This window comes from Streptomyces sp. NPDC001530 (assembly GCF_042894545.1).
Classification (GTDB): Bacteria; Actinomycetota; Actinomycetes; order Streptomycetales; family Streptomycetaceae; genus Streptomyces.
The window spans coordinates 229,164-252,900 of the sequence record NZ_JBIAVS010000011.1; the positions used below are offsets into that span (position 1 = coordinate 229,164).

At 69.1% G+C, this 23,737-nt stretch carries 18 protein-coding genes and 3 pseudogenes; 9 read left to right on the forward strand and 12 right to left on the reverse strand.

Annotation, left to right across the window (positions count from 1 at the left end; translation table 11 throughout):
• Nucleotides 1-371: 371 nt before the first annotated feature.
• Both ACFY0T_RS23955 and ACFY0T_RS23960 read left to right on the forward strand, forming a co-directional pair.
• Nucleotides 372-1,199, forward strand: a pseudogene (locus tag ACFY0T_RS23955) (MFS transporter); the annotation flags it as partial.
• A gap of 130 nt (nucleotides 1,200-1,329) precedes the next feature.
• Nucleotides 1,330-2,031, forward strand: coding sequence for an SDR family oxidoreductase (locus ACFY0T_RS23960; protein ID WP_388874030.1), 702 nt, complete (start codon nucleotides 1,330-1,332; stop codon nucleotides 2,029-2,031).
• A 6-nt stretch (nucleotides 2,032-2,037) separates the two neighbouring features.
• Here the strand turns inward: ACFY0T_RS23960 and ACFY0T_RS23965 are convergent, their stop codons facing one another.
• Nucleotides 2,038-3,408, reverse strand: a complete 1,371-nt coding sequence (locus ACFY0T_RS23965; protein ID WP_388874033.1) for a VWA domain-containing protein — start codon at nucleotides 3,406-3,408, stop codon at nucleotides 2,038-2,040.
• On the reverse strand, nucleotides 3,405-4,265 hold the full coding sequence (locus ACFY0T_RS23970; RefSeq protein WP_388874036.1) for an AAA family ATPase: 861 nt from the start codon (nucleotides 4,263-4,265) through the stop codon (nucleotides 3,405-3,407). The genes ACFY0T_RS23965 and ACFY0T_RS23970 overlap by 4 nt, the downstream gene beginning before the upstream one ends.
• A 141-nt stretch (nucleotides 4,266-4,406) precedes the next feature.
• Here ACFY0T_RS23970 and ACFY0T_RS23975 point away from each other — a divergent pair, with 141 nt between their 5' ends.
• The 3 genes from ACFY0T_RS23975 to ACFY0T_RS23985 all read left to right on the forward strand — a co-directional run bounded on the left by ACFY0T_RS23975 (nucleotide 4,407) and on the right by ACFY0T_RS23985 (nucleotide 7,572).
• Nucleotides 4,407-4,976, forward strand: coding sequence for a TetR/AcrR family transcriptional regulator (locus ACFY0T_RS23975; RefSeq protein ID WP_388874039.1), 570 nt, complete (start codon nucleotides 4,407-4,409; stop codon nucleotides 4,974-4,976).
• Between the two features lie 173 nt (nucleotides 4,977-5,149).
• Nucleotides 5,150-5,935: a cyclase family protein gene (locus ACFY0T_RS23980; RefSeq protein WP_388874042.1), complete on the forward strand. Its 786-nt coding sequence runs from the start codon at nucleotides 5,150-5,152 to the stop codon at nucleotides 5,933-5,935.
• Nucleotides 5,932-7,572 (forward strand): thiamine pyrophosphate-binding protein, encoded by a 1,641-nt coding sequence (locus tag ACFY0T_RS23985; RefSeq protein ID WP_388874044.1) that lies wholly within the window; start codon nucleotides 5,932-5,934, stop codon nucleotides 7,570-7,572. Before ACFY0T_RS23980 ends, ACFY0T_RS23985 begins: the two co-directional genes overlap by 4 nt.
• A gap of 80 nt (nucleotides 7,573-7,652) precedes the next feature.
• On the opposite strand, the gene ACFY0T_RS23990 is transcribed toward ACFY0T_RS23985, so the two are convergent.
• The 3 genes from ACFY0T_RS23990 to ACFY0T_RS24000 all read right to left on the reverse strand — a co-directional run bounded on the left by ACFY0T_RS23990 (nucleotide 7,653) and on the right by ACFY0T_RS24000 (nucleotide 10,601).
• The gene (locus ACFY0T_RS23990; RefSeq protein ID WP_388874047.1) at nucleotides 7,653-8,678 is read right to left on the reverse strand and encodes an alcohol dehydrogenase; all 1,026 of its coding nucleotides are present in this window, start codon (nucleotides 8,676-8,678) and stop codon (nucleotides 7,653-7,655) included.
• A 695-nt stretch (nucleotides 8,679-9,373) separates the two neighbouring features.
• Nucleotides 9,374-9,865, reverse strand: a complete 492-nt coding sequence (locus ACFY0T_RS23995) for a cupin domain-containing protein (protein WP_388874050.1) — start codon at nucleotides 9,863-9,865, stop codon at nucleotides 9,374-9,376.
• A gap of 304 nt (nucleotides 9,866-10,169) precedes the next feature.
• Entirely contained in the window at nucleotides 10,170-10,601 is a 432-nt protein-coding gene (locus ACFY0T_RS24000) for a MarR family winged helix-turn-helix transcriptional regulator (RefSeq protein ID WP_388874053.1), read from the reverse strand.
• Between the two features lie 105 nt (nucleotides 10,602-10,706).
• Here ACFY0T_RS24000 and ACFY0T_RS24005 point away from each other — a divergent pair, with 105 nt between their 5' ends.
• Together ACFY0T_RS24005 and ACFY0T_RS24010 are read left to right on the forward strand one after the other, a co-directional pair.
• Nucleotides 10,707-11,567, forward strand: coding sequence for an SDR family NAD(P)-dependent oxidoreductase (locus ACFY0T_RS24005; protein WP_388874056.1), 861 nt, complete (start codon nucleotides 10,707-10,709; stop codon nucleotides 11,565-11,567).
• Between the two features lie 27 nt (nucleotides 11,568-11,594).
• A complete protein-coding gene (locus ACFY0T_RS24010) occupies nucleotides 11,595-12,386 on the forward strand; it encodes a maleylpyruvate isomerase family mycothiol-dependent enzyme (protein WP_388874059.1) in 792 nt (263 codons plus the stop codon).
• A gap of 464 nt (nucleotides 12,387-12,850) precedes the next feature.
• On the opposite strand, the gene ACFY0T_RS24015 is transcribed toward ACFY0T_RS24010, so the two are convergent.
• Nucleotides 12,851-14,329, reverse strand: coding sequence for a glutamate--cysteine ligase (locus ACFY0T_RS24015; protein WP_388874062.1), 1,479 nt, complete (start codon nucleotides 14,327-14,329; stop codon nucleotides 12,851-12,853).
• A gap of 628 nt (nucleotides 14,330-14,957) precedes the next feature.
• Nucleotides 14,958-17,045: an NAD-dependent DNA ligase LigA gene (gene ligA / locus ACFY0T_RS24020; protein ID WP_388874065.1), complete on the reverse strand. Its 2,088-nt coding sequence runs from the start codon at nucleotides 17,043-17,045 to the stop codon at nucleotides 14,958-14,960.
• Nucleotides 17,046-17,837: 792 nt separating this feature from the next.
• On the opposite strand from ligA, the gene ACFY0T_RS24025 reads away from it, so the two are divergent.
• Nucleotides 17,838-18,584 (forward strand): phosphotransferase family protein, encoded by a 747-nt coding sequence (locus ACFY0T_RS24025; protein WP_388874068.1) that lies wholly within the window; start codon nucleotides 17,838-17,840, stop codon nucleotides 18,582-18,584.
• A 75-nt stretch (nucleotides 18,585-18,659) separates the two neighbouring features.
• On the opposite strand, the pseudogene ACFY0T_RS24030 reads toward ACFY0T_RS24025, so the two are convergent.
• Nucleotides 18,660-18,845 (reverse strand): annotated as a pseudogene (locus ACFY0T_RS24030) (IS5/IS1182 family transposase); the annotation flags it as partial.
• A gap of 75 nt (nucleotides 18,846-18,920) precedes the next feature.
• Here ACFY0T_RS24030 and ACFY0T_RS24035 point away from each other — a divergent pair.
• Nucleotides 18,921-20,036 (forward strand): hypothetical protein, encoded by a 1,116-nt coding sequence (locus ACFY0T_RS24035; protein WP_388874071.1) that lies wholly within the window; start codon nucleotides 18,921-18,923, stop codon nucleotides 20,034-20,036.
• Nucleotides 20,037-20,050: 14 nt separating this feature from the next.
• On the opposite strand, the pseudogene ACFY0T_RS24040 reads toward ACFY0T_RS24035, so the two are convergent.
• The 4 genes and pseudogenes from ACFY0T_RS24040 to ACFY0T_RS24055 all read right to left on the reverse strand — a co-directional run.
• Nucleotides 20,051-20,329, reverse strand: a pseudogene (locus ACFY0T_RS24040) (transposase); the annotation flags it as partial.
• 196 nt (nucleotides 20,330-20,525) lie between these two features.
• Entirely contained in the window at nucleotides 20,526-21,314 is a 789-nt protein-coding gene (locus ACFY0T_RS24045) for an ABC transporter ATP-binding protein (RefSeq protein ID WP_388874074.1), read from the reverse strand.
• The gene (gene ntrB / locus ACFY0T_RS24050; RefSeq protein ID WP_388874077.1) at nucleotides 21,311-22,207 is read right to left on the reverse strand and encodes a nitrate ABC transporter permease; all 897 of its coding nucleotides are present in this window, start codon (nucleotides 22,205-22,207) and stop codon (nucleotides 21,311-21,313) included. The genes ACFY0T_RS24045 and ntrB overlap by 4 nt, the downstream gene beginning before the upstream one ends.
• Nucleotides 22,204-23,439: an ABC transporter substrate-binding protein gene (locus ACFY0T_RS24055; protein ID WP_388874080.1), complete on the reverse strand. Its 1,236-nt coding sequence runs from the start codon at nucleotides 23,437-23,439 to the stop codon at nucleotides 22,204-22,206. The genes ntrB and ACFY0T_RS24055 overlap by 4 nt, the downstream gene beginning before the upstream one ends.
• Nucleotides 23,440-23,737: the final 298 nt, after the last annotated feature.

Consider the following 23,737-nt stretch of genomic DNA (forward strand, 5'->3'; position numbering starts at 1 on the left):
TGCCCTGTCCCGGGACGCGTGTCGGGATTCGACCGGCCTTCTTCACGTCGAGGTGTGCCATTCCGCTACGGCGAGACCGCCGAGTCCCACCAAGAAGCCGTCACCCACGCGTCGCTCCCGATGTGGGCGTGACAGTTTGACGACAACTCCTAGGCCTGTCCTAGAGAGTTGAGGGAAAACAGCGTCCGCAGCGTCCGGTGGGCGAGCATCACCCCGCCTCACCTGCACCATTCGTGCGGACGCTAAACAAAACGTTTAGCGTCCGCCAGCGTCCGGCCACCCTAAGCTACTAAGAGCCGCTTTCCGCAGGTCAGGGCGGCTCTTAGTAGAGGCGGGGTTGCGGACGCTGCGGACGCTGGCACACGAGCCGGGTGACGCTCGCCGCATTGCTCGTCCTGCTCCTGCTGCCGATCTCGCAGGGGCACGAGTGGGGCTGGTCCTCCGGGCGCACCATCGGCCTGTTCGCCCACCGGCCCGTCCTCTTCACGAACCTCGCCGGTCTGTTCCTCGGCTTCGCGATGTTCGCCCAGTTCATCGGCGTGGCGTACTTGGTGCAGATGCCGAAGGAACTCGCCGGGTACGGGTTCGGGGCCTCGGTGCTGCGTGCCTGCGTCGAGTACCTGCTGCCGACCACGGTCGTATCGCTGTTCGCCGCGCAGTTCGGCGGGCTTCTGGTCGGGCGGATCGGGGCACGGTTCACCCTCGCGACAGGTGCCGTGTTCGGTGTGCTCGGCTTCGTCTGGCAGACCGCGGCGCACGACTCGTCCGCCTCGGTGATCCTCGCGGGCCTGATCGGTGTGGCCATCAGCTTCGGGTACGCGGCCATGCCCGCGCTCACCGTGGCGAGCGTTCCCCACCATCAGACCGGCATCGCCAACGGCCTCAACTCCATCTCCCGCTCCGTCGGCAGCGCGATCGCCAGCGCGGTGATCACTTCGTTGCTGGCGTCCAAGACCATGGAGAACTTGCCGGTGGGCGCGCCCGCGCTGCCCGCCGAGAGCCAGTTCACCCTCAGTTTCGGGATCGCCGGTGTCGCGTTCGTGCTGATCGTGGCCGTAGCGCTGTGGGGCCTGACCAGGGGTGCGACTCACGAGTACACGTTCGAGGGGAAGGGTGTGGCGGAAGCGGAACCGGTGGTCGAAGAAGCGGGGGAGACGCAAGCCGTCACGACCGGGAAGGTGCAAGCCGCCACGAGCTGACCTGCCCTCCTGAATCTGGCGCTCGCCTTGCTCGATGAGGATCTGGCGCTCGCCTTGCTCGATGGAAACCGATCGGTTTACTCTTGTGGAGACAGGTAAACCGATCGGTTTCTATCTCGGGAGAAGTCCCATGACATCCATCGAAGGCTCAGTCGCCTTGGTCACCGGCGGCAGCCGCGGCATCGGGCGGGCGCTGGTGCAGGCCCTGTACGAGCGCGGCGCGAAGAAGGTGTACGCCACCGCGCGCGACCCGCGGACCGTCACGCACCCCGACGCGGTGCCGCTGGCGCTGGAAGTGAGTGACCCTGCCTCCGTAGCCGCGGCCGCCGAGCAGGCACAGGACGTCACCGTCCTGATCAACAACGCGGGCGCGTCCGTGAACGCGAACTTCCTGGACTCACCCGTGGAGGACGTCCGCCGCGAGTTCGAGACGAACTTCTACGGCCCGCTCCTCGTCACCCGCGCCTTCGTCCCGATCATCGAGCGCAACGGCGGCGGCCACATCCTCAACGTCCACTCGGTGCTGTCGTGGATCGGCATCCTGGGCTCCTACAGCGCCTCCAAGGCCGCCTTCTGGTCGCAGACCAACTCCCTGCGCCTCGACCTGAAGCCGCGCGGCATCGAGGTCACCGGACTCCATGTCGGCTATGTCGACACGGACATGGCCGCACACGTCGACGCGCCGAAGTCCACGCCCGAAAGCGTGGCCGCCCAGGCCCTCGACGGCATCCAGTCCGGCGCTTTCGAGGTACTGGCCGACGACCTCACCCGGCAGGTCAAGGCCTCACTGTCCCAGGACCTGGCCGTGATGTATCCGCAGCTGGTCGCATAAGCCCGCTCAGACCGGCAGCAGGCGGCCGATCAACTCGCCAAGCTGCCGGGCGTTGCGGCACTCGTGCATCTCGACGAGTTCGGCGTACGAGGGTGCGGCGGAGTCGCCCGTGCCCCACTGGGAGTACGACTCGGGGTTCAACCAGTAGACGCGGCGGGCCCGTTCGGCAAGGCTCCGCACGGCCGGCAGATTCGGGTCGCTCATGTTCGTACGGGCGTCGCCGAGGACGAACACGGTCGTACGCGCACCCACCGCGTCGGCGTACCGCTCGGCGAACTCGCCGAACGCCACGCCATAGTCACTGCTGCCGTGCCAGCCCGTCAGCGTCGCCTCCGACCGGATCCGGGCGCCGAGTCCCTCCGGGTCGGCCGCGCCGTGCACCAGCAGCCCGGTCACCTCGTCGATCCGGTTGACGAAGGCGAACACCCGCACCTTGCTGAACTGGTCGTGCAGCGCCTGCACCAGCAGCATCGTGAAGTCCGAGAAACCGGACACCGAGCCCGACACATCGCACAGCAGCACCAGTTCGGGCCGGACCGGGCGGCGCCGGCGCAGCACGGGCCGCATCGGCACCCCGCCCGTCGACAGCGACCCGCGCAGGGTCCGCCGCAGGTCGATGGTGCCGCGCGCCGCACGCCGGCGGCGCGCGGCCAGGCGGGTGGCCAGCTTGCGCGCGAGCGGCTGAACCACCCTGCGCAGCTCGGCGAGTTGGTCGCGTCCGGCGAACAGGAAGTCCACTCGGTCGGCGGCCGGGGCCACCGCCCGCCGTGCGATCTCGTCCCGGCCGCGCCGCTCGGCGACCCGGCGCCGCGCCTCCGTGGCGACCAGCGCACGGAAGGCCTCGATACGCTGCCGGATTTCGTCCTCGAGCAGCCGGTCGGTGAACCCGGTCGTCCCGCCCTGTGCGCGGACGGTGTCGCGCACGCGCGCCATCAGCGTCTGCGGACGGAGCCGGTCGAGCGTCTGGTACGACGACCAGCCGTCCGAGCCCGGCGACGACCCGTATCCGCCGAAGCCGTCCACCGCCTCGACCGCCAACTGGGCCAACATCTGCTGGTCGCCCGCGGTGAGCGCGGCCGCGAGCCGGTCCCGCAGATCCTCCCGGTCGGCGGGCGCTTCGCTGTCCGGCGCCCCGACGCGGCGCGGAAAGTACACGTCGAAGACCGGATCGAACACACGTCGCTGCCCCGTGCTGTGCAGCAGCGTGGCGGCCAGCCCCTCGCGCAGCCGCTCCCGGTCCGCCAGGCCGAGCGCCTCCAGCGCCTGCGCGGCGTCCACGGTCTCGCCCGTGCCGATCCGGACGCCGTGCGAGCGCAGCGCCCCGACCAGGCCCGTCAGCCGCTCCGCGACACTCGCAGCCGGCGCGGGAGCGCTCACAGAGCGTCCAGGTCGAGCTTGGCCGCCGCCTTGAGGACGTCGTCCTGATGCTTGAGGATCACGCCGAGGCTGTCGCGTATGACTGTCTCGTCGAGGGTGTCGGCCCCGAGTGCGAGCAGCGTGCGCGCCCAGTCGATGGTCTCGGCGACCGACGGGACCTTCCGCAGATCCATCTCGCGCAGCGCACCCACCACCCGCACCACGGACTGCGTGAGTGCTTCGTCCAGGCCCGGCACCTTCAGCCGTACGATGCGACGCTCCAACTCCTCCTCCGGGAAGCCGATGTGGAGGAAGAGGCAGCGCCGGCGCAGCGCCTCGGACAGCTCGCGGCTGGCGTTCGAGGTGAGCACCACGAAGGGGCGGCTGGTCGCGGTGATCGTACCCAACTCGGGGACGGTGACCTGGAAGTCGCTGAGCACTTCGAGCAGCAGGCCCTCCACCTCGACGTCTGCCTTGTCGGTCTCGTCGATCAGCAGCACCTTCGGGTCGTCGCCGCGGATGGCGGTCAGCAGCGGCCGCGCGAGCAGGAACTCCTCACTGAAGATGTCCGTGCGCGCCTCGTCCCACGTCTCGTCCCGGCCCGCGCTGATGCGCAGCAGTTGCTTGGCGTGGTTCCACTCGTACAACGCCCGTGACTCGTCGACCCCTTCGTAGCACTGCAGCCTGACCAGCCGTGCTCCGGCGACCTGCGCGACGGCCTTGGCGAGTTCCGTCTTGCCGACCCCTGCGGGGCCCTCCACCAGGAGCGGCTTGCCGAGGCGGTCGGCCAGGAAGATCGTCGTGGCGACCGCGGGCGACGCCAGATAACCCGTCTCGGCGAGGCGTACGGAGACATCGTCGACGGATGTGAAGAGCAACGGAGCCTCCAGCGCGGCGCAGGCGAGATCGGACACACTATCTAAGCGCTTGTTCACTCTGCCTGTCACGTGTGACGACGCCCACCCAAGACGGTATACCGATCGGTTTCCTTGCCTCTTCCTGCGAGGTAACCTGACCCCATGGCCACGACAGACAAGGCGTCCACGAGGGACCGGCTGCTGGACGCGGCGGCCGAACTCACCTACCGCCAAGGCGTCTCCATCGGCATCGACGCGCTGTGCCGGTCGGCCGGCGTCTCGAAGCGGTCGATGTACCAGCTCTTCGACAGCAAGGACGACCTCCTGGCGGCGAGCCTGGAGCGACGGATCCCGTTGTACGAGGAGCAGCTCACGCCCGGTCCGCAGGATCCCGCCACGCCGCGCGAGCGCATCCTGGGCGTCTTCGAGCGGCTGGAGAAGTTCTCGGCGCAGCCCGAGTACCGCGGCTGCCCCTTCCTCGCGGCGCTGGTCGAACTCAAGGACCCCGAGCACCCGGCGAGCGCGGTCGCCGGTGGCGCCAAGCAGCGCCTGAAAGAGATGTTCCGCACCGAGGCCGAGCTCGGTGGTGCGCGTGACCCGGAGTTCCTCGCCCGGCAGTTGATGCTGCTCTTCGACGGCGCGAGTGCCCGCGCCGGCGCCCGGATCGAGACGCTGGACGGGCTTACCACGACGACCGCGACAGTGCTGCTGGACGCGGCGGGCGTCGAGTAGTCCCTCGAAGTGGTCGAGTAGTCCCGCGAATTGGTCGCGCAGTCGGCGAATTGGTCGCGCAGGGTGCGGCCCCACGCCCACCGGATTGCTCACCGCGCGCATGGCGGACACCTGTTCACGACACGGGCCCGGAGGGAGACTGACCCCGCAGCCCGCCGTCGCAGGAGGCCGTCATGCCCGACCTGTCCGTCCTCGCCGCTTTGATGTCCGGCCTACGCAGTGGTGCGATCGAAGTCGTCGACCTCACCTCCCCGTTGTCGCCGTCCACTCCGGTGATCCAACTGCCGGCCGAGTTCGGTCAGACGGCGGTGTTCGAACTGGAGGAGATCAGCAGGTACGACGACCGGGGTCCGGCCTGGTACTGGAACAACTTCCGCAGCGGTGAGCACACCGGCACGCACTTCGACGCCCCGAACCACTGGGTGACCGGGAAGGACCTCGCGGACGTCGCGTCCGTGCCGGCGCGCCGCCTGATCGCACCCGCCGCCGTGCTGGACTTCACCGCCGAAGCGCAGGAGGACCCGGACTTCCTCGTCGAGGTGGACCACGTGAAGGCGTGGGAGGCGGAGCACGGGCCGTTGCCCGACGGCGGCTGGCTGCTGTTGCGCACCGGCTGGGACGCCCGCTCGCACACGCAGGAGGAGTTCCTCAACGCCGACGAGAACGGCCCGCACACCCCTGGTCTGTCACCGGAATGCGCGCGGTGGCTGGGGGAGGAGTCGCCGGTGATCGGCCTCGGCGTGGAGACGGTGGGCACCGACGCCGGACGTGCGCATTCCTTCGACCCGGCCTTCCCGTGTCACTCGTATCTCATGGGCAGTGACAAGTACGGGCTGACGCAGTTGCAGAACCTTGCGGCGCTGCCGCCGACGGGCTCCGTCGTCATCGCGGGGCCGCTGCCCATCGTCACCGGGTCCGGGGCTCCCGCCCGGGTGCTCGCCCTGGTGGAGCGGTCGTGAAGGTCGCCGAAGCCGTCGGCCGGGCGCTGTCCGCGGCCGGGGTCGACCATGTATTCGGCGTGGTCGGGTCGGGCAACTTCCACCTGACCAACGCCATGGTGGCGGCGGGTTCACGGTTCGTCGCCGCACGCCACGAGGGCGGTGCGGCGACGATGGCCGACGCCTACGCCCGGATGAGCGGCAAGGTGGCCGCGCTGAGCGTGCATCAGGGACCGGGCCTGACGAACGCGATGACCGGTATCGCCGAGGCGGCCAAGAGCCGTACGCCGCTGCTCGTACTGGCCGCCGAGGTGACCGAGCCGAGGTCCAACTTCCACATCGACCAAGAGGCATTGGCGCGAGCGGTGGGCGCGGTCACGGCACGCGTGACGGCGGCGGAGGACGCCCTCGAGCAGGCCTGCGCGGCCGTACGAAGGGCCCTGCACGAACGGCGGACCGTGCTGCTGAACCTGCCGTTGGACGTGCAGGCCCTGGAGGTGGGAGACGATGCTCCGGTCCTGGCCGCGCCGCCGCCCGCACGGGCCGCGGCCGAGCCGAAGGCGGCCGAAGCGGCAGCGTTGGTAGGGATGTTGGAGGAGTCACGGCGGCCGGTCTTCGTGGCGGGCAGGGGATCGAGGACGCCCGGCAGCCGGGACGCGCTCGCGGCGCTCGCCGATCGTTACGGTGCGCTGCTGGCGACCTCGGCCGTCGCCCGCGGACTGTTCCGGGGCGATCCCTGGTCGCTCGATGTGTCCGGAGGGTTCGCCTCGCCCCTGGCGGCTGAGCTGATCCAGGGGGCCGACCTGATCGTAGGCTGGGGCTGCGCGCTGAACATGTGGACCATGCGGCACGGCCGGCTGATCGGTCCGGACGCGACCGTCGTACAGGTCGATGACGACGCGTCGGCACTCGGCGCGCACCGAGAGCTGCACCTCGGCGTCACCGGCGACGTGGAGCTGACGGCGCGCCGCGCCCTCGAGATGGCCGGTGGGCACCGCGACGGCTACCGGACCGCCGACATCGCAGCGGCCATCGCCGCACGGGTGCGCTGGCGGGACGAACCGTACGAGGACGAGAGCAGCCGTGAGCGGATCGACCCGCGGACGCTGAGCATCGTCCTCGACGACATCCTCCCCGCCGAGCGGGTGGTCGGCGTGGACTCCGGCAACTTCATGGGCTACCCGAGCATGTACCTGTCGGTGCCGGACCAGGACGGGTTCTGCTTCACCCAGGCGTTCCAGTCGATCGGCCTGGGGCTGGCGACCGCGATCGGTGCGGCGCTGGCGCAGCCGCAACGGCTTCCCGTGGCCGCGCTCGGTGACGGCGGTGCGCTGATGAGCGCCGTCGAACTCGACACGGTACGCCGGCTCGGGCTGCCGATGGCGGTCGTCGTCTACAACGACGACGCGTACGGCGCGGAGGTGCACCACTTCGGGCCCGACGGACATCCCCTCGATTCGGTCACGTTCCCGCCGACGGACATCGCCGCCGTGGCCCGCGGCTACGGCTTCGAGGCGGTGACCGTGCGCACGCGCGCGGATCTGAAGGCCGTGGAGGACTGGGTCGCCGGACCGCGGTCCGTGCCGTTGCTCATCGACGCCAAGGTCGCCGGTGACCGCGGTGCCTGGTGGCTGGAGGAGGCGTTCCGTGGTCACTGAGTCCCTGGGGGGAGGGGCGTAGGACCGGCGGGATCTGCTTCTGAGCCCAGAAGTGCGAGAGGCGGCAAGGTTCGGGCAGGTCACTGGGTGGTGAGGACCATCCGGAAGCGGGCGGTGCCGGAGAGCATTTTTTGGTAGGCCTCGCCGGCTTGGTTGAGGGGCATGATCTCGGTCATGGGGCGGATGTTGTGCAGGGCGCTGAACGCCATGGTGTCCTGAACGTCCTGTGCGGTGCCGGAAGGGTGGCCGTAGACGGTTCTGCCGCGCATGAGCAGCTGGACCGGGCTGATGCCCAGGGGTTCGGGAGCCGCTCCGATGGCCACCAGCTCGCCGCGGTGGGAAAGCCCGTCCACGGTTGCTGTGATGGCGTCGGAGTTGCCCGCGGTGGCCAGTACGACCTTGGCGCCGCCGAGGGATTGCAGTGCGTCCGCGACGGGAGTGCCGGCCGTGCTGTCGATGTAGTGGTGGGCGCCGAGCTGCTTGACGAAGTCGGCTTTGTCGGCTCCGCGGGCGATCGCCACGGTTTCGAAGCCCATCGCGGCCGCGTACTGAACTCCCAGGTGGCCGAGGCCGCCGATGCCGAGCACGGCGACGAGGTCGCCGGGCCGGGCGACACTGCGCCGCAGTCCGTTGTACGTGGTCACACCCGCGCAGGCCATGGGCCCGGCGTCACTTGCCGCCAGTGCGTCGGGAATGCGGGCCAGGGCGTCTACCGGCGCGATCATTGTTTCGGCGAAGCCCCCGTCGTATGCCCATCCGGGCACCTTCAGGTTCTCGCAGACGATGAAGTCGCCCTGCCGGCAGGGCGTGCAGTAGCCGCAGCTGCCTCCGAACCAGCCGACCGCCACCCGGTCGCCCACCTGCCAGCCTTGGTCGCGTGCTCCCTCGCCGAGTTCATCGATCCGCCCGGCGATCTCGTGGCCGGGGACCAGCGGGAATTGGACGCCTGGCAGTCCGGCGTTGACGAAGAAGGCGTCGCTGTGGCAGATCCCGCAGGCTTCCACGGCGATCCGTACGTGGCCGGGGCCCGGCTGCGGCACCTCACGCTCGGCGATCTCGAACGGCCCGCCGGCCGTGACCACCTGCGCGACTCGATAGGTATTCATCTGTGTCTCCGGGATGAGTACGAAAGCCCTTGAACCAGCACATCAGCTCTGGGCCGATCACGCGCGCCGAGCGGAAGGGCCGAGCACGCGCGCGGAGCGGACGAGATGAGGGATGAGCTCGGTCGTCCAGTGAGGGGAGGACGTCGCGCGTGACGCCGCAGTCGCTCGTTGGCCTGCGTTGTTGCTGTCCTGCGCGGCACGGCAACGAGGTGTGCCCCGCCGCAGGCGCGGCGGGGCACAGGGTCGGGATCTTCACAGGCCTTGACGGGCCTTCTCCCTCCGGTGTTCTTTCCCAGCACTCAGTTGACGATGACGTCTCCGCCCGGGTCGGGTCCGGGTCCGGAGTGGAGGTCTTGCTACCGGTACTGTCGGTGTCCGGGTCGATGCTGTCCGTGCCGGGGTCGCGGTAAGTGGGGTGTCCGGCGTGAAGGGCTCGCTACCGGTGCTGTCCGTGCCCGTCCCGCCCCAGGAACTTGTCTGTGGGGGAGTCCGTCGACCGGGTTCGGCGGCTCGGTGAGGCCGGGATGGCCGTGGTGGGCGCCGGACCGGCTGCGTGAGTCGGATCGACGGGCGCTGCCAGCTCGGAAACGGCGGACCGATCGACGTGGTTGGTGATTGCCGCCTATGCCCAGCTCACCAGGCTGCCTGCCGCTGCCATCGGCCGTCGCTTCCCATGCCGTTGACCATGCTGTCCACTAGGGCCTGTCCGAGGGAACCGGGTAGGAGCTGGTCCGGTGACGGCTGCGGAATTCGGCCAGCAGCTCGTCGGTCGCCTCGGCCCCGGCGCTCACGGCGGCGTGGACGTCGCGGAAGTAGTTTTCGTAGCCGGCGGGGGTGTAGAGGCACAGGGCGCGTGCGGGGACCGGGCCCGCGTTGCGGAAGCCGTGCGGGGTGCCGCGGGTGGCGGCGAGCAGATGTCCTGGTCCGGCCGTCACCTCGCCGTCTCCGGTGTGCAGCGTCAAATCGCCCTCAAGAACGTAGAAGTACTCGTCGTGTCCGTCGTGCACGTGTGGCCTGGCACCGATGGTGCCGGGGGCGAGGCTGAACTCCTCGAAGGCGAAGTGCCCGCCCGTGTGCTCGCCGGTGAGCCGGAAGAAGTGCGCGACACCGGCGACGTCGATGAGTTCACCGTCCTGGGGGCGGCGCAGCAGCGGACGGGCGGGAGTGTGGGCCTGATGATCGGTCATGGGGGCATTGTGGCCTAGAGACTGACCGGCGAGTCATGAGCGGAGCCAGAGGCGGGGCCGCGTGCGGGGGTGGCCTGCGCACGGATTCCAACTCAGGTTGAGGTTCGGTCTTGGAGGACGAGACGCTGCTGACCGATGTATCGGATCCGGTCTATCGGATTCGGTCGCGGACTTCCCGAACTTCGGCGAGGCCACTCGGCCAGGGCAGGAACAAGAGTGCGGCCGTGGGCTCCTCGTCGTCCGATGCCTCGGCGGCCCACACATCAGCGGGGAGCGGGCGCATCCTCCGCGTCGCCGGGCGGTGTCAGTTCGGCGACGCGGAACCTGCCACGAGTTGGAGCAGGTCGCGCAGCGTCTCGCGCTGTCGGTCGTCCAGGGCGTGGAGCGGCTGGGTGGCGAACGGCATCCGGGTGCGCAGGTCGGCAGCCACGCGCAGGCCGGTCTCAGTGGCGGCGACCAGCTTGACCCGGCGGTCATCGGGCGCGGGGTGCCGTTCGACCAGTCCGCGGCCTTCCAGTCGGTCAATGATCGTGGTGACGTTGGACGGCTCGGCATGCAGGTACTCGGCGATCCGGCGCATGGGCACCGGCTCCTCTGCCGCGAGCAGCGCCTTGGCCTGCAGCGGGGTGAGCTCGTGCTCGGCCGCCGCCTGTTCCGACTCCCGGGCGTACCGGCGGTTGATCGCGGCGAATAGGGCGACGATCTGGCGGGTGATGTCATCGGGTCGGTGGGCCATCGCTCCACTCTAGTGATTGGCTTGACAGTGACAGATATGGGTCACCATAGTTATGGAGAATATTAGTCATTGACCATAACTATTTGCTCGGGAGCGAGACCGACGATGGCCACCGGAACCCCGGCTCCAGAGAAAACCGTCCTGATCACCGGCACCTCCTCGGGCATCGGCCTGGCCGCTGCCATTGCCGCGGCCCAGGCCGGCTGGAACACTGTCGCGACCATGCGCGACACCTCCCGGGCCGATGCCCTGCTCGCCGCCGCCGACGCGGCCGGAGTGGCCGGACGGATCCAGGTACGGCAGCTGGACGTCACCGACCCGGACTCCGTGGAGGCCGCCGTCGCAGGCATGATCGCCGAGCACGGGCGCCTGGACGCCGTGGTCAACAACGCGGGGGCCGGGCACCTGGGCACCCTCGAACAGGAGACGATCGCCGACGTCCGCCAGGTACTGGAGGTCAACTTCTTCGGCGTACTGCATGTCACCAAGGCCGCACTGCTGCACCTGCGCGCGACCGGTGGGCGGGTGGTGACCGTCACCAGCGTCGGCGGCGTCGTCGGCCAGCCGTTCAATGAGGCGTACTGCGCCGCCAAGTTCGCGGTCGAGGGCTTCATGGAGTCGCTCGCGCCGGTCGCCGCGACCACCGGAGTGAGCGTCACCGTGGTCGAACCGGGCGCGGTGGCGAGCGAGTTCGTCAGCAACGTCGGCTTCGATCCGGCCGTGATCGATGCCGCAGGCCCGTACGCGCCCGCTCTGCGTGCCTACATCGAGCGGACCCGGAACACTTTCGCCAACGCCGCACAGTCCCCGGCGGACGCCGCCGCACCGATCATCGAGGCGCTCAGCGGGGACCGGCCCGCCTTCCGGATCCAGACCTCGGAGGCGGCCCGCGCCTTCGTCGGCACCAAGCTCGGCGACCTCGACGGCTCGTCCGTCCTGGCCCTGACTCGCAGCTGGGTCGCCTGACCCCGCAACCCAGGAGGACGACCCATCATGAGTACACACCGACCGGCACATCCCACGACGGCGCTCGACCATCGGGAGTCCGTCGCGGCCGAGACCGCCGCGTTCGTGGCAGCGGTCCAGGGCGCCGATCCGACGACCCCGGTCCCGTCCTGTCCCGGATGGAACCTGGCCGATCTGGTAAGGCACACCGGCAGTGTGCAGCGCTGGTTCGCCGTGCTGTTGCGAAAGGAGATCCAGCAGCCGCCGACGAGCAGGGACGTTGACCTGCAGCTCCCGCCGCGGCCGGAGGACTATCCCGCCTGGCTGGCCGCGAGCGCGGTCGAGGCCGCCGGGGCGTTCGCGGCCACCGCCCCGGACACCCCGATGTGGGCCTGGGGAGCCGACCAGCACGCCCGGTTCTGGGCCCGCCGGATGTTGTACGAGACGCTGGTGCACCGGGTGGACGCCGAACTCGCCCTCGGACGGCGGCCGATGGTCGACCGCGCGCTGGCGGTGGACGGTGTGGACGAGTTCTTGGTCAACCTGCCTTTTGCGGCCTTCTTCGCACCGGACACGGCACAGCTGCGCGGGACCGGCCAGACCATCCGCTTCCGCTGCATCGACGGCGGAGACGACTGGCTGGTCCGTCTTGAGCCGGACCGCTTCGGCATCGCAACGGATGGCCCTGCCCGGGAGACCGCCGCCGACGCCACCCTCCGCGGCGCCGCGGCCGACCTCCTGCTCTTGCTCTACGGCCGACTGGACCCTATGGACGACCGCTTCGAACGCCACGGGAACCCCGCCCTGCTGGACCGCTGGTTCGCCAACTCCGCGTTCTGAGCCGACCCTGCCGGAGCGGTCAGAAGCACGTGGTGCCACCGGCCCGCCCGGCCATGCCCGATGAGGACGACAAGGAGTGGTGAACTGTGAGGTCTGGTTGCCCAGGCTGCCGATGCCCAGGTAGATGACGTCGGCGCGGTGGCCGCGCAGGGCGCCGGGGCGGCAGTTGGCACTGGCGTGCAGCAGCAGACGACCGCGGGGGTGGCTGATGAGAACGGAGTAGGCGGTGCCGGTCTTCCACGCACGAGCACGGGCTGGAGGGACCAGCGGCTCATCGACGGTGCCGGGCAGCGATCGCCAAGGCTGTGCACTGAGTCCAGAAACGTCAGCGCGAAGCTGCCGTAGGTGAGGGTGTCGCCGTGGCCGACCACTCGCAGCTGCGGCTCGGGCGCTGCTGGTGCCCGCCCCGGCCACGCGAGACCGGGCCGTGAGACGTACCGGGGACCTCCGTCGGATGACCTCCGTCAGTCGACCGGCCATGTGTGGACCGGGGCGTTGAGGTGCATGTAGTCGATGTACTGCTGCGTCATCCGCCGTAGGGCCTCGTGACGGCCGGCATGGGTGGAGTCGTCGATGTGGTGGAACATCTCCTTCTGCCAGACCGCTCCGTTGCGTCCGGTGACGCACCGCTGCTCGATGATGCCGAGCAGCGGCTCCCGCCAGGCTTCGTCCATGCCGGAGTGCTCCAGGCCCTGGTGCGCCAGCGGCAGCAGACGCCGCAGGACGAGTTCGGGCACCGGCACCTCGCCCATCCCCGGCCAGTACAGCCGCGCATCGATGCCGTGCCGCGCCGCCGTGTGCAGGTTGTCCTCGGCGGCCGAGAAGGACATCCGTGACCACACGGGCCGGTCTTCCCCCACCAGGGCTCGGGTGAGCCCGTAATAGAAGGCGCCGTTGGCGAGGGTGTCGGCGACGGTCGGGCCGGCGGGCAGCACACGGTTTTCCACCCGCAGGTGAGGTCTGTCGTGGGCGATGGCGTAGACCGGGCGGTTCCAGCGGTAGATGGTGCCGTTGTGCAGGGTGAGCTCGGCCAGCTCGGGGATGTCGCCGCGGTCCAGCGTCTCCGCGGGATCCTGCTTGTCGCACAGGGGCAGCAGCGCGGGGAAGTAGCGCACGTTCTCCTCGAAGAGGTCGAAGACGCTGTTGATCCACCGCTCTCCGAACCACACTCTGGGCCGCACCCCCTGCACCTTGATCTCCTGTGGGCGGGTGTCGGTGGCCTGCTCGAACAGCGGGATCCGGGTTTCGTGCGACAGCTCCTTGCCGAACAGGAACGGCGAATTGGCCGCCAGCGCGACCTGGACCCCGGCGATCGCCTGCGCGGCGTTCCAGTAATCGGCGAACTCCTCCGGGGACACCTGGAGGTGGAACTGAGTGCTGGTGCACGCGGCCTCGGGAGTGATCGTGTCCGCGTAGGTCCGCAACCGATCGACCCCGTCCACCTCGATGAGCAGGTCTTCGCCCCGAGCCGCGAAGACCTGCTCGTTGATCAGGCGGTAGCGCGAGTTCTCCGACAGCGCCGTCTCGCCGACGTCCTCCTCCCGCAGGGTAGGCAGAATTCCGATCATGATCAGATGTGTGTCGACCGACCTGGCGCGTTGCTCCGCGTGATTCAGCGCGGCGCGTATCTCGGACTCCCAGGCGTCGGGGCCGCCCGCCGTCAGACGTCGGGGCGGAATGTTGATCTCGAGGTTGAACCGGCCCAGCTCGGTGGACCAGGCCGGGTCCGCGATCGCCTCGAGCACATCGTTGTTGCGCATCGTCGGCTCTGCCGCGGCGTCGACCAGGTTCAGCTCGATCTCCAGCCCCACCTGGGGCCGCTCCGACTCGAACCGTGACTCGCGCAGCATCAGCGCGAAGGCGTCGAGGCACCCCTGCATCTTGATCCGGTACCGGCGGCGGTCCTCGCGGGTGAAGACCAGCGCCGGGACGTCCCGTCCCATCGGCCCTCCCGGATTTCCCTCCTCGGACACCCCTCAACCCCAGCGTCGCACCACCGGGCGGCCCTGACCAGGCGGGACGGGGATCGCCGTACGGGCTGATCGCCAGGGCCATGGCCGGGCGACGGGACCTGAACGGCTGTTGCACCAGGTCCGACGCCGCCGCCGAAAACGACCGGTGAGATCGACGGGGACATCACGGTCGACTCCACCAGCGTGCGTGCGTACCAACATGCGGGCGGCACGCGCACTGATCCGCCGCCGGCCCCGGCGTCGAACGCTTTTTGCGAGAAGCCACGGCCGTGCTCCACGTCCTGAGCGGAGAAGCTGCGACCTTCGGGACTCCGGGACGAGAAACCGTGTATGCGGCTCGGCTCGGAGAACGCGGAACCCCGGCTGGACGGGGGAGGCCAGCCGGGGCCGCGGGTAGTGACGGGCGGAGCGGTGGTCGTCTCTCGGCGAAGGGCCCACAGGGCTTCCGCCGGACGACTGTCCCCATGGGGCTAGGGGGAGGCCTGGGGATACTGTCCCCTCCGCAGCCACGTATAGGTGAACGGTCAACCGACATCGGTTGTTCCCTGCCTACGCGCCGGCCGTTGTGAGGTGGGGCATGCCGCCTTGTGGCATGGGATCAGTCGATGAAGTCGGCGACGAGGGTGGCGAATTCGTCGGGGGTGGCCAGGCGGATGCCGAGGTCTTCGGCCTTGGCGCGCTTGGATCCGGCGCCCTCTCCGGCGACGACCAGGGTGGTCTTCTTGGAGACGCTGGAGGAGGCGCGGCCGCCCGCGCGTTCGATGAGTTCGTTCATCTGGTTGCGGCTGAGCTTTTCCAGTGTTCCGGTCATCGCGCCGGTGACGACGACCGTCATCCCGGCGAGCGGCCCACCCATCGGCTCTGCGGTTTCTCCGCTGCTGTCGGCGTCGCCCGCAGTAGTGACTGGCGGGGTGGCGCCGGGTTCGGTCATGTTCACCCCGGCCGCGGCGAGTTTGTCGATGAGCGGGGCGAGTTCGGCGAGTTCGGCGACGATGGACGGCGCCTTCTCGGTGCCGATGCCCTCGACCTGCTGCATCGCTTCGGCATTGGCCGCGCGGATGGTGTCCATGGTCGCGAAGTGCCGGGCGATGCGGCGGGACATGGAGCGGCCGGTGCCACGGACGCCGAGCGCGCACAGCACCCGCGACAGCGGCTGCGCCTTGGCGGTGGTGATGGCGCTGAGGAGGTTGTCGGTGCTGGTTTCCCCCATGCGTTCCAGGCCCAGGAGTTGGTCGCGGGTGAGGGTGAACAGGTCGGCGAGATCGGCGACCAGACCGGCCTCGACGAGCTGGACGACGCGGGTGTGGCCGAGGCCCTCGATGTCGAGTTGGTCGCGGCCGGTGGCGTAGGAGAGGGCGGCGACCAGGTGGCAGTTGCGGCCGTTCTCGCAGCGCCAGCGCTGCTCGCTGGTGTCGATGTCGGAGCCGCAGCGCGGGCACACGTCGGGGAAGGCGATCGGCTGCTCGTCGCCGGCGCGCAGGTGGGCGACGGGGGCTTCGATGCGGGGGATGACGTCGCCGGCGCGGTGGACCATGACGTGGTCGCCCAGACGCAGGTCGCGGCGGGTGATGTCGGCCGGGTTGTGGAGGGTGGCGTAGGTGATGGTGGAGCCGTCGATCTCGACGGGTTCGAGGACGGCGCGCGGGGCGATGATGCCGGTGCGGCCGACGTTCCACTCCACCTCCAGTAGCCGGGTGATCTTCTCCACGGCGGGCAGCTTGTAGGCGATCGCCCAGCGCGGGGCGCGCGATCCGGATCCGGCGGCCTGCTGGTCGGCGGCCAGGTCGGCCTTGATGACGATCCCGTCGATCCCGAACGGCAACTGGGCCCGCAGCGCGGCGATCTCCTGCACGCGCGCGAGGACCTGCTCGGCCGTGCCGGCGGTGCTGCCGGGTACGGCGGTGGTGGCGGTGGTGTGCACGCCGAGCTCGGCGGCCTGCGCCATCAGGTCGCTGTGCGCGCTCTCGCCCAGCCGGGCCGCGAGCACTGTCTCCGTGTCGGGCAGGGGGAGCAGGCCATAACCGAAGAACGTCATCGGCACTGTGTAGGCGCGGTCCTTGGCGCGCAGCGTGCCCGCCGCGGCGTTACGCGCGTTGGCGAACGGCTGCCCACCGTGCGCGGTGCGGACCTCGTTGGCATGCTCGAACTGGGCGGTGGTCATCAGGACTTCGCCGCGCACCTCCACCGTGACCGGCTCGGCCAGCTCCCGCGGCAGGCCCTCGACGGTGCCGATCGCATGCGAGACGTCCTCCCCGGCCGTCCCGTCGCCACGCGTGACCAGCCGGGTGAGGCGGCCGCGGGTGTAGCGGGCGGCGATCGCAAGTCCGTCCAACTTCGGCTCCACGCTGAATCGTTCCGCCTCGTGGCCGATGCGGCGGGCCAGGGAGGCGGTCCAGGCGGTGAACTCCTCGGGCGAGAACACGTTGTCCAGGCTCAGCATCGCCACCGTGTGCGGGACATCGCCCTCGACGGCGCCGCCGGCGACCTTCCCGGTCGGCGAGTCGGGCAGCACCTCGTCGGGGTGATCGGCCTCCCACACCGCAATCCCTCGTATCAGCCGGTCGTAGGAGTCGTCATCCAGCACCGACGTGCCGCCCGCGTAGTAGGCGGCCGACGCCTTCACCGCATCTTCGACCGCCTGCGCGTAGGCGGCGGCATCCACGATCACTGCAGCAGGTGTTGTCATGCCCGCCATCCTGCCTGCCACCACTGACAACGCCCCGGCGCGAGCGAGCGGTTGTCCTCGCCGGGTCGCAGGTGTCGGAGGCGCCTCGCACCGCTCGTTCGACGCGCGGGCTTTGGTGGCGGTTCAGCTCATGCCTCGTCAGGGCCTGCTCCAGGACTACCTCAGGGCCTTCGGCCTCGCGGGGGAGCTACTCCAAGCGGACCTTCCTGCGCGACGCCGTCGCTGCCCGGCCGCGTCCCGCCGCACTGATCCCGTACCCCGTCCCCGGCCGCCTGCAGCGACGGCCCAAGCGGCGGCGATCACCACCCTCTCGCCCGGCGGCCGAAACCCCACCCGCCTCACAGGTATCAACCTCGGCGTTTCGGCCATCGACCGCTGCGGAGATGTCCTGGCGGCGCAAGGTCGATGGCTTCTGCATGAGCCGTGGATCGCTCCGCCATGCGGATCAACTCCGGTCTCAAACACGTGTGTTCGATATCGAGGCATAGGTCGTTGACGTCGATGCCACCCCGGCAATACCCAACGCGATCGACGATGGAGCTCAGTTGACCTCTGCAGACACCCAGGAGCCGACTTCAGGATCGGTTCCCCCACCTCCGACCCGCTGAGACCAGGTACTCGGGCGAATACTCCGTGAATCCGCTAAGGACTCCTAACAAAAGTGGTGGGCTTGACCTGGTCAGAGGTCGGTGTCGTGCACGAGGCCGCCGGGTAGCGGGACGCGGTCAGCCGCGTAATCGCACGCGATAAACCTGGCGACGTCGGCGATCATCCCCGGGATACTGGTCGCCCATGGATGAGGTCAAAGTCGTCGTCGCCCATTCCGAGCGCGCGACTCTGCGCGTCGGTGACGTGTTCTTGAAGGTGGACGCCGATCAGGCGCGCATCGACGTCGAGGTCGAGGCGATGTCCCTCGCGCCGGTCCCGACCCCGGAGGTCCTGTGGCGCAAGCCGCCCGTGCTCGCGATCGCCGCACTCCCGGGGACGACGCTTGGGCGCCTCGGCGGGCCGTCGACCGGGTCGCCGGCGGCGTGGGCCGCGGCGGGCGCCGCCATCCGGAAGCTGCACGAAGCGCCCCTGCCGCCCCTGCCGGGCCGGGCCGGCCGGAGCATCGTCGCGCTGGTGGCGGAACTCGACGACGAGTGCGATTTGCTCGTGACGAACGGTGTCCTGCCCGCTGACCTGGTCACCCGCAACCGCCAGGTCGCCGAGGCCGCGCTCCGGCCGTGGACTCCGGCGTTCACACACGGCGACCTGCAGATCGCGCACGTCTTCGTCGACGGCGACGAGGTCACCGGCATCATCGACTGGTCCGAGGCGGGCCAGGGTGATGCCCTGTACGACCTCGCCACCTTCACGCTCGGACACGAGGAGCACCTCGACGACGTCGTCGCCGGCTATGGCACCGACATCGACCTCGACGTGATCCACGCGTGGTGGTCGTTGCGAAGCCTGCTGGTGGTTCGCTGGCTGATCGAGCACGGCTTCGACCCGTTCGCGCCAGGCTGTGAGGTCGACGTGCTGAGATCCCGGATGTGAGGCTGCGCGGGCCCGACTGCTACGTATGCGTTCTGACGCATCGAGCAGGCCATCCCCTGGGGCGATCGCCCGCCCTCACTCTCGACAAAGTGCGGTGCGCAGTCCTCGCCAGCAGATGACGGCGCAGCCAAGGGTGACGAACGCGTGGTGGATGTCGTCGCGGATCTCCCAGCGGATACGCAGGCGGCGGAACCAGTGCAGCAGCGCGATCGCTCCTTCCACGACCCAGCGGTACACGCCCAGGCCGGAGCCGTGCCCGGTGCCGCTCCACTCGAAGCCGGGGCCGCTTCGCCTTCGACAACCCGATCAACCGGATCGTCATCGAGTGGCAGTGAGGTGGACGCCAGCCAGATAGTTCGGCGGTTCCCGCTGGTCGCCCGTCCCCGGCCCGCCTGTCTGCCGCTGGTCGAGCGGGTCCGGGAGATCGGCGCCCTAGCACGAGATGCTGAACGCGATGGCCGCTTGGCGCTGGCCACTGCGGCGTTCAACAAAGCCGCGCTGCTCGCGAGCGACTGCGACCTGCCCGAGCTGGCCCGCACCCTGTGCTGGCGACTTTCCGAGGCGTACCTGCGCACCCAGCCACTGGGTGCGCAGGTCGCTCGATACGGGCTGGAACCCCTCGTCAACTTAGCTCGGCTGCTGTGTATCCGTTCCGGCAACGGGGAAGCCGCATACGACCTCCTGGACACTCTGTTCCAAGCGGTGAAGTCCCGGTCGGATGCTGTGATCGACGGGCTAACGGTGTCTTTCGAGCACATCAGCGGGTCAGAGGACGATCACCGAGAGCTGCAGCAGTGGCTTTGGGCCGTACTGCTGGCCGATGGTGCCCGCGCCCTAGCCAGCGCCGGCCGCTGGACGGATGCGCTCGCCCAGCTCCAGCGGCACAAAGGGATTGGCAAGCGGATGCTCGACGGCCGCCAGGTCGCGGTGATCGCCATGGTCACGGCAGGCCATGCCTTCGAAGCCGTCACCTTCCTGGCGGAGACCGTCGCTGGCGAACCGTGGGAGAATGCCGTGACGGCCTGCCTGAACGTGATGTCCCGACGGCAGGCCGCCATGTCGGTCGGTGGGGATCTCGCCACTATGCTGGACTGCTATCAACAACTCGACCGCACAGCGGAGTTGGCCGTCTTTCACACCCGGTTGGGCCTCTCCGTCATCGACGTTGCCGACGGTGTCGACCAGTCGGCTGCGCATCGAGTCGCGGCGGAACTCGTTGGTCAGACGGTGGCTTCGGGAGATGGGTACGCGGCCCGCGACGTGCTGGCCCACACAGGCTGCTCCACGCTTCTGACGAGTCTCCAGGCCCAACAGCTCGGTCGGGCGGTGGAAGCCAGCGCGCTCGGCCGAGGCGGCATACCCGCACAACTGCGAACTGACTTGATGACTGCACTCGACACCAGCGAGGGAGTGCTCGGGCGCACGTTGGCCGCCACATCCGGTACCTCATAGTGTCCTGCGCCGGAGATCCGTCGGCAGAACCGGGCGAGGCAGCCGAGGATTTCTTCGGCTGTCTTGGTCCAGATGAAGGGCTTGGGGTCTTCGTTCCAGTTCTTGACCCATGCGCGGATGTCGGCTTCGAGGGCCTGGACGTTCTTGTGTGCGCCGCGGCGGATCATCTGGTCAGCGAGGAAGTCGAACCACCGCTCGACCTGGTTGATCCAGGAGGAGCTGGTCGGGGTGAAGTGCATGTGGAACCTGGGGAGTTTGGCCAGCCACGTCTTGATCGCGGGGGTCTTGTGCGTGCCAAGAGGGATCGACGAGCCGGAGCAGCACCCCAGCCGGCTGCCGGGCTCCGTAGGATTGACGGGCCCGGCCAGCGGGATCGGAACGGTGGGTGTGAGGTGGCCACAGGAGGTGATCTCGGCCCACGAGGAGGCGTCAGGTCACCGCAGACCGAGACCACCACCTGCAACCACCTCACACCCCGGCTATCCCTGGTTATGCGACAGCCGCCTGGTCGCCGAGCAGCAGGCCGGCCAACTCCTCCTGGATACCGGCGTATGCCGGGTGGCTGCTGATCGTCGCGCGGTCCCGAGGGCGCGGGATCGGCACCGGGATGATCGTTTGCACCGACGGCTGCGGCGGATTGGACATGACCACGACCCGGTCGGCGAGCAGAATCGCCTCGTCGAGCCCGTGCGTGACCATGAGCACCTTCTCGGTCTCCGACTCGTTGCCCCACAACTCGACAAGCTGCTGCTGCAGGCGCGAGCGTGTGAGCGCGTCCAGCGCTCCGAACGGCTCGTCAAGCAGCAGGGTGCGGGGTCCCACGGCGAAGGCCCTGGCGACCGCGGCGCGTTGGGCCATGCCACCCGAGACCTGACCGGGGCGCTTGTCGCGGTGCTCCCACAACCCGACCGCGGTCAGATACCGCTCCACCATCTCGTCGGCCTTGGCGCGTGACCAGTCCGGCCGTGCCGCCCGGACGGCCTCGCGCACATTGGCGAGCAGGCTCAACCGGGGCAGCAGGGAGTAGTTCTGGAACACCATCGCCCGCTCGGGCCCCGGCCTCGTGACCGGCTTGCCGTCCACGACGATCTCACCCTCATCGGGACGGACCAGGCCGCCGACCATGTTGAGCAGCGTGGACTTGCCGCAGCCCGAGTGCCCGATGAAGGAGACGAACTCCCCTTCCTTAACGGTCAGGTCCACACCCCGCAGAACGTGCTGCGCGGGCGCTCCCCTCCGCTTGAACGTCTTGTGCAGTCCGCGGATCTCGACTGTCACGACTGAACCTCCTCGATGGCGACCTTGCGCGAGAGCCGTACGAGGATCGCGTCAAGGATCAGGCCGACAAGACCGATGAGGACGATCGCGGCGACGACCGAGCTGAGGTCCCCGGCGTTGTACGAGTCCCAGACGAAGAACCCGATGCCCGAGTTGCCGGACAGCATCTCCACCGCAACGATGACCATCCAGGCGATGCCCATCGACAGCCGCAGACCCGTGATGATCGACGGCAGGGCGTTGGGTATGAGCACATGCCTCATATAGGCAAGGCGGCCGAAGCGGAAGACCCGAGCGACGTTGCGGTGATCCTGCGGGATCTGTGCCGCGCCGGCCGCGGTGTTGATCAGCGTGGGCCACAGCGCCGTAATGAAGATGACGAACACCGAGGCCTGGGACGCGTCCTTGAACACGGCCAGCCAGATCGGGAACCAGGCCAGCGGCGATACGGGTCGCAGGACTTGGATCACCGGGTTGAAAGCGAGCCAGGCCCGGCGGCTCGCGCCGATCAGCACGCCCGCCAGCACACCGACCACGGCGGCCAGCGCGAAGCCGGTGAACACGCGCTGCAGCGACGTGCCCAGATGGAGGCCGACACCCTTGTCGTTCGGGCCGTTGTCGTAGAACGGATCGGACAGCAGGTCGATCAGGGTCCGGGCCCCGTCGAGCGGGGCCGGGACGTCGGTCGAGCGGGATGCGGCCAGCTGCCAGAGCAGCACGACGGCCGTGGTACCGAGCACGGCCCATCCGAAGCCGCGGGCCAGCTCGGCGAGTCGGCCACCCCAGGCGCCTGTTGCGGGCGCCCGGGAGGTAGGGGGGCCAGGCGGCCCCGGCTGGGCGTCGGTCGCCACAGCCGGTTCCGACTGATCCGTAGGCGTCAGGGAACGGGTCACTTTCGCTTCGCCTCCTCCTTCGGCTTTGTGGGGTCGAAGGTCGTGCCGTCGAGCTTCACGTGGAACGGGCTCATGTCGTCTCCCGGGACGTCGATGCCCTCCTTCTTCGCGACCTCCTCGTACAGGTCGCGCAGGATGATCTCGTCAGCGATCTTGGTGTAGGGCAGGTCGCCCTTCACGAGCCCGAAACGCTGGTACTGGCTCAGGAACCAGATCGCGTGCCCGCGCCGCGGCGCGGAGGTCTTGCCGTCGCGGAAGAACATCATCTGGTCGCCGCTGAACTTCTTCTCGCCCAGGTCTGCGCCCAGCTCGTAGGTGCCGAGCAGTCGGCCCTCGATGTCCTTCGGCGGTGCCTTGACATACTGCGGGGAGCCGATCGTCTTGGCGGCCTTGGCGCGGTTGTCCAGGTCGTCGAGCCACTTGGCGGCCTTGAGGACCGCCGCCATGACGTCGGCCAGGACGTCCTTCTTCTGCGTGGCGAACTTGGCGTTCGTCACCAGGGCCTTCTCGGGGTGGTGCTGCCAGATGTCCTGGGTGGTGATGTGGGTGAAGCCGATGTCCTGCTGGACGGCGACGGCGTTCCAGGGCTCGCCGACGCAGTAGCCGTCCATGTTGCCGACCTTCATATTGGCGACCATCTGCGGCGGCGGGATCGGAACGATCTTCACTTTCGACTGATCGGCCTTGGTGGCCTTGAGCCAGTACCGCAGCCAGGTGTCGTGAGTACCGCCGGGGAAGGTCATGGCCAGGGTCGGCGCCTTCTTCTCCAGCAGCGCCTTGGCGGCCTTCAGGTCCGCGTAACCGGCGTCGGCGAAGTCCTTCTTGAGGGTGATGGCCTGGCCGTTGTTGTTGAGCACCATGGCGATCTTGAGGTCGGTGGAACCCGTACCCGCGATCTTTGAGGCGACGGACAAGGGGAGGCTGAAGAGGGCATGGGCGGCGTCGATCTGCCCGTTGAGCAGATTGTCCCGAGTTGCGGGCCACGAGGCCTGCTTGATCAGTTCGACATCGAGGTCACGCTCTGCGAAGTAACCGAGTTCTTTCGCCATCACCAGGGGCGCACAGTCGGTCAGCGCGATGAACCCAAGGCGCACTTTTCGGCCGGGCTTGGCTGAGGGGGACTTCTTGTCGGCCGAGCCGCAGGCGGTGAGGGCGGCGGTGCCGAGCGATGCGGTAAGGGCGGCTGTTCCAGAGAGGCGAAGGAAGCCTCTGCGCCCGAGGTTGTTCTCCATGGCGAGGAACGTATGGCTGCATGGAGACAACGAAATTGCGCGTGTGTCAAGGGTGTAAATCACGCTACTCGCTTGAGGATGTGAAGGCGATGTGAGTGACGCGAAACAAGTCGGGCATCTGGCATCTGGCGTGTGGCTGGGCGACATGAACGGTGTTTGTGACCGGAGGCCGCGAGCCCCGCCTCCATCTCGGCGCCACCGGCTCCCGATCAGCTCACCCCCCCACTCCAAGCCGACTCACCCACCGGCTCTCCGCCGCAAGAATCCGGCCGTGCTGCGTGCCCGCGCCCTGGCAGAC